This window comes from Mesorhizobium sp. ORS 3428 (genome assembly GCF_001854785.1).
In the GTDB taxonomy this organism is placed as follows: Bacteria; Pseudomonadota; Alphaproteobacteria; order Rhizobiales; family Rhizobiaceae; genus Mesorhizobium.
Genome location: NZ_MDFL01000115.1, coordinates 350,147 through 363,980 on the forward strand (window position 1 = coordinate 350,147; position 13,834 = coordinate 363,980).

At 62.4% G+C, this 13,834-nt stretch carries 14 protein-coding genes; 12 read left to right on the forward strand and 2 right to left on the reverse strand.

Going from position 1 to position 13,834, the window contains the following annotated elements; genetic code table 11:
* Positions 1 to 5: 5 nt before the first annotated feature.
* Both ORS3428_RS14870 and ORS3428_RS14875 read left to right on the forward strand, forming a co-directional pair.
* Entirely contained in the window at positions 6 to 569 is a 564-nt protein-coding gene (locus tag ORS3428_RS14870) for a GNAT family N-acetyltransferase (RefSeq protein ID WP_071099276.1), read from the forward strand.
* Between the two features lie 155 nt (positions 570 to 724).
* Positions 725 to 1,192: a DUF1203 domain-containing protein gene (locus tag ORS3428_RS14875; protein WP_071098931.1), complete on the forward strand. Its 468-nt coding sequence runs from the start codon at positions 725 to 727 to the stop codon at positions 1,190 to 1,192.
* A gap of 521 nt (positions 1,193 to 1,713) precedes the next feature.
* On the opposite strand, the gene ald is transcribed toward ORS3428_RS14875, so the two are convergent.
* Positions 1,714 to 2,829 carry an alanine dehydrogenase gene (gene ald, locus ORS3428_RS14880; protein WP_071098933.1) on the reverse strand — a complete coding sequence of 372 codons (1,116 nt, stop codon included), beginning with the start codon at positions 2,827 to 2,829 and terminating at the stop codon, positions 1,714 to 1,716.
* 213 nt (positions 2,830 to 3,042) lie between these two features.
* On the opposite strand from ald, the gene ORS3428_RS14885 reads away from it, so the two are divergent.
* Positions 3,043 to 3,516 (forward strand): Lrp/AsnC family transcriptional regulator, encoded by a 474-nt coding sequence (locus ORS3428_RS14885; protein ID WP_059188527.1) that lies wholly within the window; start codon positions 3,043 to 3,045, stop codon positions 3,514 to 3,516.
* Between the two features lie 108 nt (positions 3,517 to 3,624).
* On the opposite strand, the gene ORS3428_RS14890 is transcribed toward ORS3428_RS14885, so the two are convergent.
* Positions 3,625 to 4,287, reverse strand: coding sequence for a 5-formyltetrahydrofolate cyclo-ligase (locus ORS3428_RS14890; RefSeq protein WP_108723066.1), 663 nt, complete (start codon positions 4,285 to 4,287; stop codon positions 3,625 to 3,627).
* A 175-nt stretch (positions 4,288 to 4,462) separates the two neighbouring features.
* On the opposite strand from ORS3428_RS14890, the gene ORS3428_RS14895 reads away from it, so the two are divergent.
* The 9 genes from ORS3428_RS14895 to pdhA all read left to right on the forward strand — a co-directional run bounded on the left by ORS3428_RS14895 (position 4,463) and on the right by pdhA (position 13,819).
* On the forward strand, positions 4,463 to 5,728 hold the full coding sequence (locus ORS3428_RS14895; protein ID WP_071098935.1) for an NAD(P)/FAD-dependent oxidoreductase: 1,266 nt from the start codon (positions 4,463 to 4,465) through the stop codon (positions 5,726 to 5,728).
* A 140-nt stretch (positions 5,729 to 5,868) separates the two neighbouring features.
* A complete protein-coding gene (locus tag ORS3428_RS14900; RefSeq protein WP_071098937.1) occupies positions 5,869 to 7,842 on the forward strand; it encodes a bifunctional 2',3'-cyclic-nucleotide 2'-phosphodiesterase/3'-nucleotidase in 1,974 nt (657 codons plus the stop codon).
* Positions 7,843 to 7,948: 106 nt separating this feature from the next.
* Positions 7,949 to 8,083, forward strand: coding sequence for a hypothetical protein (locus ORS3428_RS34220; RefSeq protein ID WP_274534807.1), 135 nt, complete (start codon positions 7,949 to 7,951; stop codon positions 8,081 to 8,083).
* A 105-nt stretch (positions 8,084 to 8,188) separates the two neighbouring features.
* Entirely contained in the window at positions 8,189 to 8,479 is a 291-nt protein-coding gene (locus ORS3428_RS14905; RefSeq protein ID WP_071098940.1) for a Dabb family protein, read from the forward strand.
* 81 nt (positions 8,480 to 8,560) lie between these two features.
* Entirely contained in the window at positions 8,561 to 9,436 is an 876-nt protein-coding gene (locus tag ORS3428_RS14910; RefSeq protein WP_071098941.1) for a VOC family protein, read from the forward strand.
* Positions 9,433 to 10,278 (forward strand): 3-deoxy-8-phosphooctulonate synthase, encoded by an 846-nt coding sequence (gene kdsA, locus ORS3428_RS14915; protein ID WP_071098943.1) that lies wholly within the window; start codon positions 9,433 to 9,435, stop codon positions 10,276 to 10,278. The genes ORS3428_RS14910 and kdsA overlap by 4 nt, the downstream gene beginning before the upstream one ends.
* A gap of 574 nt (positions 10,279 to 10,852) precedes the next feature.
* Positions 10,853 to 12,127, forward strand: a complete 1,275-nt coding sequence (eno, locus tag ORS3428_RS14920) for a phosphopyruvate hydratase (protein WP_071098945.1) — start codon at positions 10,853 to 10,855, stop codon at positions 12,125 to 12,127.
* A 155-nt stretch (positions 12,128 to 12,282) separates the two neighbouring features.
* Positions 12,283 to 12,606 (forward strand): FtsB family cell division protein, encoded by a 324-nt coding sequence (locus ORS3428_RS14925; protein WP_071099278.1) that lies wholly within the window; start codon positions 12,283 to 12,285, stop codon positions 12,604 to 12,606.
* A gap of 175 nt (positions 12,607 to 12,781) precedes the next feature.
* A complete protein-coding gene (pdhA, locus tag ORS3428_RS14930; protein ID WP_071098947.1) occupies positions 12,782 to 13,819 on the forward strand; it encodes a pyruvate dehydrogenase (acetyl-transferring) E1 component subunit alpha in 1,038 nt (345 codons plus the stop codon).
* Positions 13,820 to 13,834: the final 15 nt, after the last annotated feature.

The following is a 13,834-nucleotide window of genomic DNA, read 5'->3' on the forward strand; positions in this document are numbered from 1 at the left end:
CGGCAATGGAAAACGGTGTTCCGAAGGATATTGAGGTCACGGTCACATTCCTCGAAATGCATGCGCCGCCGGCGTCCTCGCCGCCGCTGCCCTACAACCGGCAGATCGCGCTGCTGAAGACCAGGGACATTCCGCTGCATTTCTATCGCTACCTGATGGATCGTGTCGGACGCAAATGGCATTGGGTCAATGTGCTGAGGATGAGCGACGAGGAACTTGCCGCCGGCCTGCATCGCGAGGATCGTGACATCAGGGTGCTTTACCTCGACGGTTCTCCCGCAGGCTTCTTCGACCTCAAGCCGCATCTGCCGGATGAAGTGGAACTCGCCTATTTCGGCATGATGGAGCACGCGCACGGCCAGGGCATCGGCCGCTGGTTCCTGGGCGCTGCGATCGATGCCGCATGGTCGCATGGTCCGAAGCGCGTCACGGTGCAGACCTGCACGCTCGACCATCCGGCGGCATTGCCGCTTTACCAGAAACTCGGCTTCACCCCGGTGGCGCAGAAAAAGGAAACCGTCCATCCGATGACCTTCGCCGAGCGCTCGGCGAGCGTGATGAGGCCATAGCTCCTCTGCGGTAACACAGCGCCTGCACGATGATTTGCGAGCCCGGAGTCGGGCTATTTTGCGTACCGAATGCGCGTGAGCCGGTTGGCAGGAATCGGGTGGGAGACGAAATCGCCCGAGCATAATTTCCGGTCGACGACACCGGAGATTTCGCCATGAGCATCCAGTTCAAAGCCTTGCCGACCGAAGCAGTGCGCGCCTTGCAGCGGGGAGGGCCCGATGCCTACGGCCGCACGCCCGAGCGACGGATTTCCGACGGCGACGGCGTGCCGTGCCGGCATTGCTTGAAGAMCGTTGCGGCGGGCAATGCCTATCTCATTCTCGCTTACCGGCCGTTCCCGGAGCTGCAGCCTTACGCCGAGACCGGGCCGATTTTCCTTCATGCCGAGGAATGCGAGCGCGCCGAGGACGCGGATGCGCTGCCCGAGATGCTCGAGAGCAGCGACTACATCGTGCGCGGTTACGGCAAGGACGATCGCATCGTCTATGGCAGCGGCGCCGTTATCGCGACCGGCGACATTRCCACCCGCGCCGCGACATTGTTCGAACGCGACGACATCGCCTACATTCACGTCCGCTCGGCGCGCAACAATTGCTACCAGTGTCGCATCGACCGGGTATGAGAGCGAAAGCATGTCCCCCGAAAGTGGGAACCGGTTTCGGAGACAATAACATGCATAAAATCAAGAGCTAAAGCGGACGGAGCAAATCTGAAAGATCGCGACGCGCTTCAGAAAAAGATGCCCGYCGATGGTCTGGCGGGCAGTTGGGAAAAAGCCTGCGACAGAAGCCGTTGGAGCCAAGCAGGCGCACGTGTCTAGGCTTTTTTCTCGAACGCCGAATGTGAAGCACTTCACACAACGCGCACTGGTGGCAGCCGGCGCTTTTCGAAGCAGCGAACATCGCTGACTGTCGTACTCCCGTCGTATAACCGCGCTAAAAGGGGACCGTTGATCGATTGCCGACCGCGGATGGACCGGCGGCATGTCGCAACAATCGAGGAAGCGGGGCTTTGGCTCCGCTTTTTTGTTGCGGGGCTTCCTTGGGCGGTTCAGCGCTTCGCTTTCCTTGAACTGCACCAGCAAAGAAAAAGCCCGCCGGAACGAGCCGGCGGGCCAGACTGGAGGAAAGCTTGTCGCTGCTGTCAGGCAGCGAGCACCGCCTTCGGCTCGACCATTTCGTAGCCGAGCGCTTCGGCGACGGCGCGGTTGGTGATCTTGCCCTTGTGGACATTGAGGCCATTGCGCAGGTGGTGGTCGTCGACCAGCGCCTTGAAGCCCTTGTCGGCGAGCTGCAGGCCGTGATGCAAGGTGGCATTGTTCAGCGCATGCGCCGAAGTGACCGGCACCGCGCCAGGCATGTTGGCGACGCAGTAATGGATCACGCCGTCGACCTCATAGGTCGGCTCGGCATGGGTCGTGGCATGTGAGGTCTCGAAGCAGCCGCCCTGGTCGATGGCGACGTCGACGAGCACCGAGCCCTTCTTCATGCCGGAGAGCATTTCGCGGGTGACTAGCTTGGGTGCCGCGGCGCCCGGGATCAGCACGGCGCCGACGACGATGTCGGCCGAGAAGCACTCTTCCTCCAACGCCTCGACGGTCGAGTAACGCGTGTGGACGCGGCCGCCAAAAATGTCGTCGAGCTGGCGCAGCCGCGGGATCGAGCGGTCGATGATGGTGACATCGGCGCCGAGCCCCGCGGCCATCTTCGCCGCATGCAGGCCGACGACGCCGCCGCCGAGCACCGTCACCTTGCCGGGAAGCACGCCGGGGACGCCGCCGAGCAGCACGCCCCGGCCGCCATTGGCCTTCTGCAGCGCGGTTGCGCCGGCCTGGATCGACAGGCGGCCGGCGACTTCCGACATCGGCGCAAGTAGCGGCAGGCCGCCGCGATCGTCGGTCACCGTCTCATAGGCGACGGCGGTGACGCCCGAAGCGAGCAGCCCCTTGGTCTGCTCCGGATCCGGAGCGAGGTGGAGATAGGTGTAGAGGATCTGGCCTTCGCGCAGCTGAACCCATTCATTGGGCTGCGGCTCCTTGACCTTGACGATCATGTCCGACTTGGCGAACACGTCCGCGGCCGTCTTGGCGATCGTGGCGCCGGCGGCGCGATAGGCATTGTCGTCGGCGCCGATGCCGRCACCGGCGCCGGTCTCGACCAGCACTTCGTGGCCGTGCGCGACATATTCGCGGACCGAGCCGGGCGTCAGGCCGACGCGGTATTCATGATTCTTGATTTCCTTGGGGCAACCGACACGCATTTTTCTTCTCCTGTCCGCCCTTAAGAGGGCGCTCTCCCTGTCATTTCCGAGCATGTCGCCAGCCCCAAAACCGCCGCGCGGTTCTGGGCGACACGCGTGAGCGGCAGTGAAGCATGAATCGTTCCGTATGTGTTTGCGAWTGCACTTGCGGCGGGGCGCAATCTTCGATAATCGTTGCGCCAATCCCCAAAATGTTCGCAGGAATCACGAAAAATGCCGCTCGACAGGATTGATATCGCCATTCTGGAGACTTTGCAGAAGGATGGCCGGATACCCAATGCGGCGCTTGCCGAGAAGGTCGGGCTGTCGCAGTCGGCCTGTTCGCGCAGGCTCGACAATCTGGAGAAATCTGGAACCATTCGCGGCTACCATGCGCGGCTCTCGAATGCCGCGCTCGGGCATCAGATGACGGCGATCGTGCATATATCGCTGTCAGGGCAATTCGAGAAGACGCTGTCGGACTTCGAGGCGGCGATCAAACGCTGCCCGAACGTGCTCTCCTGCCATCTGATGTCGGGAGAATACGACTATATCTTGCGCATCGCGGCCAAGGACCTCGCCGATTATGAGCGCATCCACAAGGAATGGCTGTCGGCCATGCCGCATGTGACGAAGATCAACTCGTCCTTCGCCCTGCGCGAGATCGTCGATCGTACCGCGGTGGGCCTGAGGCCGGAGATGGCCTAAAGCGCGTCACGATCTTTCAGATTTGYTCGATGCGCTTTAGGTTTTTGATTTTTGCGCATGTCTTTGTCCCGAAACCGGCTCCCGCCTTCGGGAGACATGCTTTAGCCGTCACTTGCCGCCAACGGCCTCGGTCACCACGGTGGTCATGGGGATGTCGTGCGGTTGCGGGTAGATTGTGGGGATACGCTGCAATTCGTAGCCGACGCCGATCACCAGCGGCCGGAACGGCGTGGCGGCCAGCGTTCGGTCGTAGAAGCCCCCGCCATAGCCCAGCCGGTAGTTCCCCGGATCGATGCCAACCATCGGCGAGATCACGATGTCCGGCAGCACTGGGTCGCCTTCGGCCGGGATCGGAATGTTCCAGACACCTTTCTCCAGCCTGTCGCCCGGCGCGTAGGCGCGGAAGACCAGGGGCCGTCCTTTCTCGATGACGACGGGAAGCGCCGTGCGGCCGCCGCGAGCATTGATAGACGCCATCCAGCCGCGCAGGTCCGGCTCGCCGCGGAACGGCCAATAGAGGCTGACCATGCGGCCACCAATGTCGCCGATCAGGGCGTCGAGGCTCTCGGCGATGCGCGCCGACATAGCCGCACGCGCGTCGGCGGAAACCGCAAGCCGGGCGCCGATCAACCTTTCGCGCTCCGCCTTGCGCCAGCGCCTGACATCGGTCCAGTCGGTCAGCGGCATCTGATAGGACGGGTCGAGTTCGTGCATGAAACAAGGCGGCGAGGCGTATTGGGCCGGGCCTTCACCGTCGCGATCGTCAATCATGCTTTGCTCCCGTCATATTTTGTTTCACGCTATACCTGTGCCTGCGCAGCGGCATGTGCATTCACGACACCATACGACGACTCMCGGGCAATAGAGCAAGCTGCGACAGCATTGCTGCAGCGCACAAAAATGCTTACATCATTTGCGGTCAGCTTGCTTGGCGAGGTGGACGAAAGTGGTCGAAGCCAGCCATCATGTCGTTGTTGTCGGCGCAGGGTTCGGCGGCCTCGAACTCACCCGCGCGATGGCCGGCGCTCCGGTGCGCATCACCATGATCGACAAGCGCAATCATCACCTGTTTCAGCCTCTGCTCTATCAGGTAGCGACCACCTCGCTGGCGACTTCGGAGATCGCCTGGCCGATCCGCCATCTGCTTCGCAAGCGCAAGGACGTGACGACCCTTCTCGGCAACGTCACCGGCGTCGACCGTGCCGGCAAACGCGTGCTGCTCGAGGACGGCAGCGCCGTTGCCTATGACACTCTGGTGCTCGCCACTGGCGCGCGCCATGCCTATTTCGGCCATGACGACTGGGAGCCATTTGCGCCTGGGCTGAAAACCCTTGAGGACGCGACCACGATCCGGCGTCGCATCCTGCTTGCCTTCGAGCAGGCCGAACGCGAGACCGATCCCGCCAAGCGTCAGGCGTGGCTGACGCTGGTTATCGTCGGCGGCGGGCCTACAGGCGTCGAGCTTGCCGGCACGATCGTCGAGCTCGCGCGCGACACCTTGCGCGGCGAATTCCGCCACATCGACACGCGGCAGGCGCGCGTGGTGCTGATCGAGGCCGGAAACCGAATCCTCGCCAATTTCGCGCCGGAACTCTCGGCCTACGCGCAGAAGGCGCTGTTGCGGCTGGGCGTCACGGTCGAGCTCGGCCGCGCCGTCACCCATCTGGATGCCGAGGGCGTCGTCTTCGGCGACACGCGCCTGCCGGCAAGGACGGTTCTGTGGGCGGCAGGCGTCGCTGCTTCACCGGCGGCGGAATGGCTGGGTGYGCCGGCCGACCGCGCGGGCAGGGTGCAGGTCGAACCCGACCTCACCGTGCCGGGCAGCCCCGACATCTTCGTCATCGGCGACACGGCGCATCTGTTGCGGCCGGACGGAAAGCCGGTACCGGGAGTGGCGCCCGCCGCCAAGCAGGCCGGCCGACATGTCGCCGCGACCATTAAGGCGCGGCTCGCCGGCGACGAGACACCGCGTCCGTTCCGCTATCGGCATGATGGCGACCTGGCAACGATCGGCAAGCGCGCCGCAGCGATCGACTTCGGCTGGATCAAGCTCACCGGCTGGCTCGCCTGGTGGCTTTGGGGAATTGCGCACATTTATTTCCTGATCGATTTCCGCAACCGGCTCGTCGTCTCGCTTAGCTGGCTATGGATTTATTTCACAGGGCAGCGCAGCGCGCGGCTGATCACCCAGGGCAACGACGAAAAGGGCTGATTGGCTCGCCGCGCCTTTTTCATCGAAGCGTCACCTTGTCGTGATCAACAGGCTTCCAACAGACGTAGACTCAAAATGCCGTGGGCGGCATGTTCCGCACCAGGGGCAGGGCTTGTCGCGTTGTCTAAGAGGAGGAAACTATGTCGCTTTTGCCCGTCTCCCGCCGCGAATTCCTGGCCGGCGCCGCCGCGACCGGGGCACTGATCATGCTGCATCCATTCTCCGCCCGTGCAGCGGCCAATCAGGCGCATCTGCGAATCATGGAGACCACCGACATCCATGTGAACCTGCTGCCCTATGATTATTACGCCGACAAAGCGAACGACACGATGGGCCTGTCGCGCACGGCTTCGCTGATCGACGCGGTGCGCAAGGAAGCCACCAATTCGATGCTGATCGACAACGGCGACCTTTTGCAGGGCAATCCGATGGGCGACTACGTCGCCTATGAGAAGGGCATGAAGGATGGCGACCTGCACCCGATCATGAAGGGGATGAACCTGCTCGGCTATGAATGCGCGACGCTCGGCAATCACGAATTCAACTACGGCCTGTCCTTCATGGACAAGGTGCTGGCCGGTGCCAATTTCCCGTTCGTCTGCGCGAACCTGATACGCGGCACCGCCCTTGCCGCCAACCCGCGTGACGACATGCTCTATCTGAAGCCCTATGTGATCCTCGATAAGAAGATCAAGGATGGCTCGGGCGCCGAACTGCCGATCAGGATCGGCGTCATCGGCTTCGTGCCACCGCAGATCATGGTCTGGGATCTGAAGAACCTCGAAGGCAATGTGAAGACGCGCGACATCGTCGAGGCGGCCAAGGCCTGGGTGCCTCAGATCAAGGAGGAGGGCGCCGACATCGTCATCGCGCTCTCGCATTCCGGCATCGACATCAAGCGGGGCGACTTGATGGAGAACGCCTCCTTCTTCGTCGCGGGCGTCGAAGGCATCGATGCGATCTTCACCGGCCACCAGCATCTCGTCTTCCCCGGCAAGAAGGATTTCCAGGGACTTGAAGGCGTCGACACCGCAAAGGGCACGTTGCAGGGCAAGCCGGCCGTGATGGGCGGCTTCTGGGGCTCGCATATGGGCCTGATCGACCTGTTGCTTGAGCGCRACGGCTCGAAATGGCGGGTCGTATCCGCCACCTCCGAGGCGCGGCCGATCTATGAACGCGTCGACAACAAGAACAAGCCGACGGTCGGCGACGACAAGCGCATCATCGCGGCGCTCGAGCGGGATCACGAGGCGACACTCGCCTATGTCCGCCGCCCCGTGGGCAAGACATCCGCCCCCCTTTATTCCTATTTCGCCCTGGTTGCCGACGATCCCTCGGTGCAGATCGTCAATCAGGCGCAGAGCTGGTACCTGAAGGACATTCTGAAGAGCACGCAATGGAAGGACGTGCCACTGCTTTCGGCGGCAGCGCCTTTCAAGGCCGGCGGCCGCAACGGCGCCGACTACTATACCGATGTCCCGGCAGGCGACATCGCCATCAAGAATGTCGCCGACCTTTATCTTTATCCGAACACGGTGCGCGCGGTCGAAATAACCGGCGCGCAAGTCAAGGAATGGCTGGAGATGTCGGCCGGCATCTTCAACAGGATTGAGCCCGGCAAGGCCGACCAGCCGCTGATCAATACCGACTTCCCGTCTTACAATTTCGACGTCATCGATGGCGTCACCTACAAGATCGACCTGTCGCAGCCGCCGAAATACGATTCGAAGGGCGGCGTGGCCAATGCCGGCTCCCATCGTATCGTCGACCTGCAATTCGACGGCAAACCGATCGACCCAGTGGCGAAATTCGTCGTCGCCACCAACAATTACCGAGCCGGCGGCGGCGGCAACTTCCCCGACATCAATGCCTCGAAGATCATCTACGAGGCACCGGATACCAACCGCGACGTGATCGTGCGCTACGTCATCAGCCAAGGCACGATCAACCCGTCGRCCGACGGCAACTGGTCGTTCGCGCCGCTGCCCGGCACCAGCGTCGTCTTCGAGACCGGCCCCAAGGCGAAGGACTTCATCGATCAGGTGAAGTCGCTGAAGATCGAACCGGCGGGCGAGGGCGATGCTGGATTTGGCAAATACCGCATCGCCCTTTGAGGCCGCGGTTGAGCCAGACAGCAAGGTCTTGCGGTGGAATGGTGATCCGGAACGATTGCCGCGAAGGCTCTTTGGTTCCAGCCGGCGACATGCGATAGTTTTAGCCATGCGCTATGTAATCGTGATCGTCGGCATCGCCTTCTTCCTGATCTGGGACGGCCTGTACAACCATGGCGAGTATCTGGACTCGACCGTGAGGGAGATGTCGCGCATCGTGCGCTACATCACCGGAGCAGCCTGAGCCCTGACGCTGCCGCCTCGACGGCAGGGCGCGACATCGTTGCCGGTTGACGCCACGACCTCGCTCCCACAAAAACGCGCTCATCCGTCGATCAGGGAGGCTGGGTTGATCCGGCACATCGTTTTCTTCAGCGTGCGGCGCAAGGAGGACGTCGAGGCCGTGCGGTCGGGCCTGCAGGAACTGGGCAAGATCCCACATTCGAAACRTTTCGAGGTGACACTCAACACCAAGGTCGACTTGTTCTCCAATGCGATCGATGTCGTCGTCTATGCCGAGTTCGAGGACGAAGCAGCACTCGCTGCGTACAAGTCGCATCCGATCTACGGGGAGACGACCAGCAAGGTGAAGCCGCTGCGCGAGCTGCGCTATTCTGCGGATGTCGTAGCCGCCGCCTGAGCGGCAAATCCGCGTGACTGTCTCAATGCCATGAACGCGGGCCCTTGAACGGGTGTCCGGATTAGGGCACACCGCGCCGGTATGATCAAAACTTCGCCCCGCCCGCTCGACCATCTGGTTCTGCCGACACGGAGCCTCGAGGTAGCAAGGCAACGCCTCGCTTCGCTCGGCTTTGTCGTCGCGCCGACCGGCGTCCATCCTTTCGGAACCGAGAACGCCTGCGTCTTTTTCGCTGACGGCACTTACCTGGAGCCACTGGCTATCGGCGATGTGAGAACGGCCCAGCAGGCAATAGGCGAAGGCAACGTCTTCGTCGCGCGCGACCGGCTTTACCGCGACAGGGTTGGCGACGAAGGATTTTCCGCCGTTGTTCTCGCCACGGCCGATGCCGATGCTGACCATGCGCGCTATGTCGAAACAGGCTTGTCGGCCGGCAATATGCTGAGCTTTTCGCGCGCCTTCACCGACGCGACCGGGAAAAGCGACACAGCATCGTTCAAACTGGCATTCGCCGCCGATAAAGAGGCAACGGACGCATTCCTGTTCGCCTGCCAGCGGATCAACGCGCCGCAGATCGACCGCGCGGCCCTGCAGGTGCATGCGAACGGGGTGAGCGGCATCACCGAGGTCGTCGCGATCAGCGACAGGCCTTCGCGTCAGATCAGGCTGGTGTCGACGGCCGCCGGCAAGAACATGGAAGACGGCGACAAGCTTGAGTTGCCCAATGCGGCCGTGACTGCCATGACGCCCGACGCATTTGCCTCGCGTTTCGGTGTTTCGGCCGGGGCACCCTCGGACCTGCGCTTTGCAGCCATCATTTTTTCGGTCCGCAGCGCTGCCGCCGTCACGCATCTGCTTGCCGCGAATGCGATCGGACACAACATGAGCGGCGGCGATATCGTCGTGCCGCCGGCGTCCGGTCAGGGCGCGACCTTCATTTTTCGGGAGATCCCATGAACAAGTCACTGGCGCCCAATGCATCGGTAACCGTCGGCAACGTCGTCTTCGCCAACAATGCGCCGCTGTCGCTGATCGCCGGCCCCTGCCAGCTTGAATCGCGCCAGCACGCCTTCGACATGGCCGGCGCGCTGAAGGAACTGACGGAGCGGCTGGGCATCGGCCTCGTCTACAAGACAAGCTACGACAAGGCCAACCGCACCTCGCTGACGGCCACGCGTGGCGCCGGGCTCGAAGCGGCGATGCCGATCTTCGACGATTTGCGCAAAACCTTTGCTATTCCCGTGCTGACGGACGTCCACACCGAAGAGCAATGCGCGATCGTCGCTCCGCATGTCGACGTGCTGCAGATCCCGGCCTTCCTTTCGCGGCAGACCGACATGCTGGTCGCCGCGGCGCGAACAGGCAAGGTCGTTAACGTGAAGAAGGGCCAGTTCCTCGCTCCCTGGGACATGAAGAACGTCGTGGCCAAGGTCACGGGTTCCGGCAACCCTAACGTGCTGACCACCGAACGCGGCGCCTCCTTCGGCTACAACACGCTGGTGTCCGACATGCGTGCGCTGCCGATCATGGCCGAGATTGGTGCGCCGGTGATTTTTGACGCCACGCATTCGGTGCAGCAGCCTGGCGGGCAGGGCGGGTCTTCCGGGGGTGAGCGCCGGTTCGTTGCGACGCTTGCCTGCGCGGCTGTCGCCGTCGGCGTTGCCGGCGTCTTCATCGAGACCCACCATGACCCGGACAACTCGACCTCTTCCGACGGTCCGAACATGGTGCCTCTCAAGGACATGCCGGCCTTGCTGGAAAAGCTGATGGCGTTCGACCGCGTCGCGAAGGGGCACTGACTTCGAAGGCCGCGCCTGACCGTTCCTGCGCCGGCCAAAGCTTGTCTCTCGAAAGTGGGAACCGGATTCGGGACAAGGACACGCGCAAAATCAAAACCTAAAGCGCATGGAGCGAATCTGAAAGATCGCGACGCGCTTTAGTGGCTGCACTGAGCCGGCTGTGCGCTCGCCCGGGCCCTCTTGGCACTGAAACTCTCTGCGGAACCAAAAAGGCCCCCGTCGGACGGGGGCCTTTCAGCTAACCGGACATCTACTCAGTCGCGTGAAGGGCCGGCACTTGCACCGAGCCTTGCGGGGGTTTCTGATTGTTGCACGATGTCAGGAATGCCATCGCGATCAGGATCAAACTCACGATACCGCTTAACTGGGACATGGCGAAACCCTCCTTGTGTTTCGCCCCACGCGCCACAATCATAGACCAGAAAGCGGCCCGGCGCGCATGACGTATGATGACAGAAATTTGCGCTTCGTGAATCGCGCCCTCGCCAATATTCGGCGGCGGCCCGATTGCCTTTTGCGGTGCTTTGGCTAAGAGGGGCGCGACGCTTCATTCGATCAATCGGGGACATCGCAAATGACCGCCATCATCGACATTGTCGGGCGTGAAATCCTGGACAGCCGTGGAAATCCGACCGTCGAGGTCGACGTGGTGCTGGAAGACGGCTCGATGGGCCGCGCAGCGGTGCCGTCGGGCGCCTCGACCGGCGCGCATGAAGCGGTTGAGCTGCGCGATGGCGGACCGCGCTATCTTGGCAAAGGTGTCCAGCGCGCCGTCGAGTCCGTGAACGGGGAGCTCTTTGAGGCGATCGGCGGCATGGAAGCCGAGAACCAGATCCATATCGACCAGACGATGATCGAACTCGACGGCACGCCGAATAAGAGCCGGCTCGGCGCCAACGCCATTCTCGGCGTGTCGCTCGCGGTCGCCAAGGCTGCCGCAGAAGCTGCCGGCCTGCCGCTTTACCGCTATGTCGGTGGCACCAAGGCGCATGTCCTGCCGGTGCCGATGATGAACATCATCAATGGCGGCGCCCATGCCGACAATCCGATCGACTTCCAGGAATTCATGATCCTGCCGGTCGGCGCGCCGACGCTGCGCGACGGCGTTCGCTGGGGTTCGGAGATCTTCCACACGCTGCGCAAGAAACTGAAGGACGCCGGCCACAACACCAATGTCGGCGACGAGGGCGGCTTCGCTCCCAACCTGAAGAGCGCGCCGGCCGCGCTCGACTTCATCATGCAGTCGATCGAGAAGGCTGGTTTCAGGCCGGGCGAGGACGTTGCGCTCGGCCTCGACTGCGCGGCGACCGAGTTCTTCAAGGACGGCAACTACGTCTATGAGGGCGAGAAGAAGACCCGCGATCCGAAGGCGCAGGCGAAATACCTCGCCAAGCTGGCTGCCGACTATCCGATCATCACCATCGAGGACGGCCTTGCCGAGGACGACTGGGAGGGCTGGAAGATCCTCACCGACCTGATTGGCAAGAAGGTCCAGCTCGTCGGCGACGATCTGTTCGTCACCAACACGGCGCGGCTGCGCGACGGCATCGGCATGGGCGTCGCCAACTCGATCCTGGTCAAGGTCAACCAGATCGGCTCGCTGACCGAGACGCTCGATGCCGTCGAGACCGCGCACAAGGCGGCCTACACCGCCGTCATGTCGCATCGCTCGGGCGAGACCGAGGATTCGACCATCGCCGACCTCGCGGTCGCCACCAATTGCGGACAGATCAAGACCGGCTCGCTGTCGCGCTCGGACCGCATGGCCAAGTACAATCAGCTCATCCRCATCGAGGAAGAGCTCGGCAAGCAGGCGCGCTATGCCGGCAAGTCGGTGGTCAAAGGCTGATCAGGCCTCTTTTCGAACCATTCAAAAAGGGCGGGTCATTCCCGCCCTTTTCGTTTTGCAGCCCTCTGCTTCGACCGAGCGTAACCCTCCATTAAGCACAATTGGGCGAAAAGAGACTCGAGCCGCCTGCGTTCGCGGCCGCGAGGGTTCGGGTCATGTGGACACGTCAGCACAAGCAGAGAAACACCGGCCGGCTGATCATTCCGTCGCTGTGCGTCCTGTTCCTCGCCTATTTCGGCTTCCATGCCTATCACGGCGAGTTCGGCATCTATTCCAAGTATCGGCTGCAGGCCCAGGCGGCCGAACTGCAGGCCCAGCTTGACGCGGTCAAGGCGCGCCGGATCGATTTAGAACGCCGCGTCCAGCTCATGCATGAAGGCACGCTGGAGAAGGACATGCTTGACGAGCAGGCCCGAAAGGCGCTCAATCTGTCCCAGCCCGACGAAATCACCATCATGCTGCCCACATCGGCGAAATAACCGAATATCGGTTAATCGCCGTTATTTGCAATGATTCTAAACGCTTAGATGCATGCCAGCCATGCATTTTTCAGCATGGCGCAATGCATTTTGGCATGTTAGCCTTCCCCAAATCGGTGGGGAGACGATCGATCTCCCTGAATGTCCGCGAAGAGACGTCAACAGGGAGTGATGCATGGCCACCGCCGCCAAAAAAGCGCCTGCCAAATCCAAATCCGACAAACAGCCGAACCTTTCCGCGCCCAAACCGGCCGAATTCACCAAGGAAGAAGAGCTTTCCGCCTATCGGCAGATGTTGCTCATCCGCCGCTTCGAGGAAAAGGCAGGCCAGCTCTACGGCATGGGCTTCATCGGCGGTTTCTGCCACCTCTATATCGGCCAGGAGGCCGTCGTCACCGGCATGAAGATGGCGCTGGTCGAGGGCGACCAGATGATCACCGCCTATCGCGACCACGGCCATATGCTGGCGATGGAACTGTCGCCGCGCGGCGTCATGGCCGAGCTCACCGGCCGCCGCGGCGGCCTGTCGAAAGGCAAGGGCGGCTCCATGCACATGTTCTCCAAGGAGAAGCATTTCTTTGGCGGCCACGGCATCGTCGGCGCGCAGGTGTCGCTCGGCACCGGCCTTGCCTTCGCCAACCGCTACCGCGACAACAAGAACGTCACGCTCACCTATTTCGGCGACGGCGCGGCCAACCAGGGCCAGGTCTACGAAAGCTTCAACATGGCCTCGCTGTGGAAGCTGCCGGTGATCTACATCATCGAGAACAACCGCTATGCCATGGGCACGTCCGTGTCGCGCTCGTCGGCGGAGACGGATTTCTCGCATCGCGGCGCCTCCTTCAAGATCCCGGGCATCCAGGTGGACGGCATGGACGTCCGCGCCGTGAAGGCGGCCGGCGACATCGCCGCCGAATGGTGCCGCGCCGGCAACGGCCCGCTGATCCTCGAAATGCAGACCTATCGCTATCGCGGCCACTCGATGTCCGATCCGGCGAAGTATCGCTCCAAGGAAGAGGTGCAGAAGATGCGCTCCGAGCGTGACCCGATCGAACAGGTCAGGGTGCGCTTGCTCGACAAGAAGTGGGCGAGCGAGGACGAACTCAAGGCCATCGACAAGGAGGTTCGCGACGTCGTCGCCGACGCCGCCGAATTCGCCCAGAACGATGCCGAGCCGGATCCGTCCGAGCTCTGGACCGACGTGCTGCTTTAAGGAGAGGGCCAGGAC

Bases quoted from the DNA above. Each gene is read 5' to 3' on its own strand.
- pdhA (WP_071098947.1), top strand. From the start codon at position 12,782: ATGGCCACCGCCGCCAAAAAAGCGCCTGCCAAATCCAAATCCGACAAA.
- kdsA (WP_071098943.1), top strand. From the start codon at position 9,433: ATGAACAAGTCACTGGCGCCCAATGCATCGGTAACCGTCGGCAACGTC.
- ORS3428_RS14910 (WP_071098941.1), top strand. From the start codon at position 8,561: ATGATCAAAACTTCGCCCCGCCCGCTCGACCATCTGGTTCTGCCGACA.
- ORS3428_RS34220 (WP_274534807.1), top strand. From the start codon at position 7,949: ATGCGCTATGTAATCGTGATCGTCGGCATCGCCTTCTTCCTGATCTGG.
- ORS3428_RS14870 (WP_071099276.1), top strand. From the start codon at position 6: ATGGAAAACGGTGTTCCGAAGGATATTGAGGTCACGGTCACATTCCTC.
- ORS3428_RS14885 (WP_059188527.1), top strand. From the start codon at position 3,043: ATGCCGCTCGACAGGATTGATATCGCCATTCTGGAGACTTTGCAGAAG.
- ORS3428_RS14890 (WP_108723066.1), bottom strand. From the start codon at position 4,287: ATGATTGACGATCGCGACGGTGAAGGCCCGGCCCAATACGCCTCGCCG.
- ORS3428_RS14925 (WP_071099278.1), top strand. From the start codon at position 12,283: ATGTGGACACGTCAGCACAAGCAGAGAAACACCGGCCGGCTGATCATT.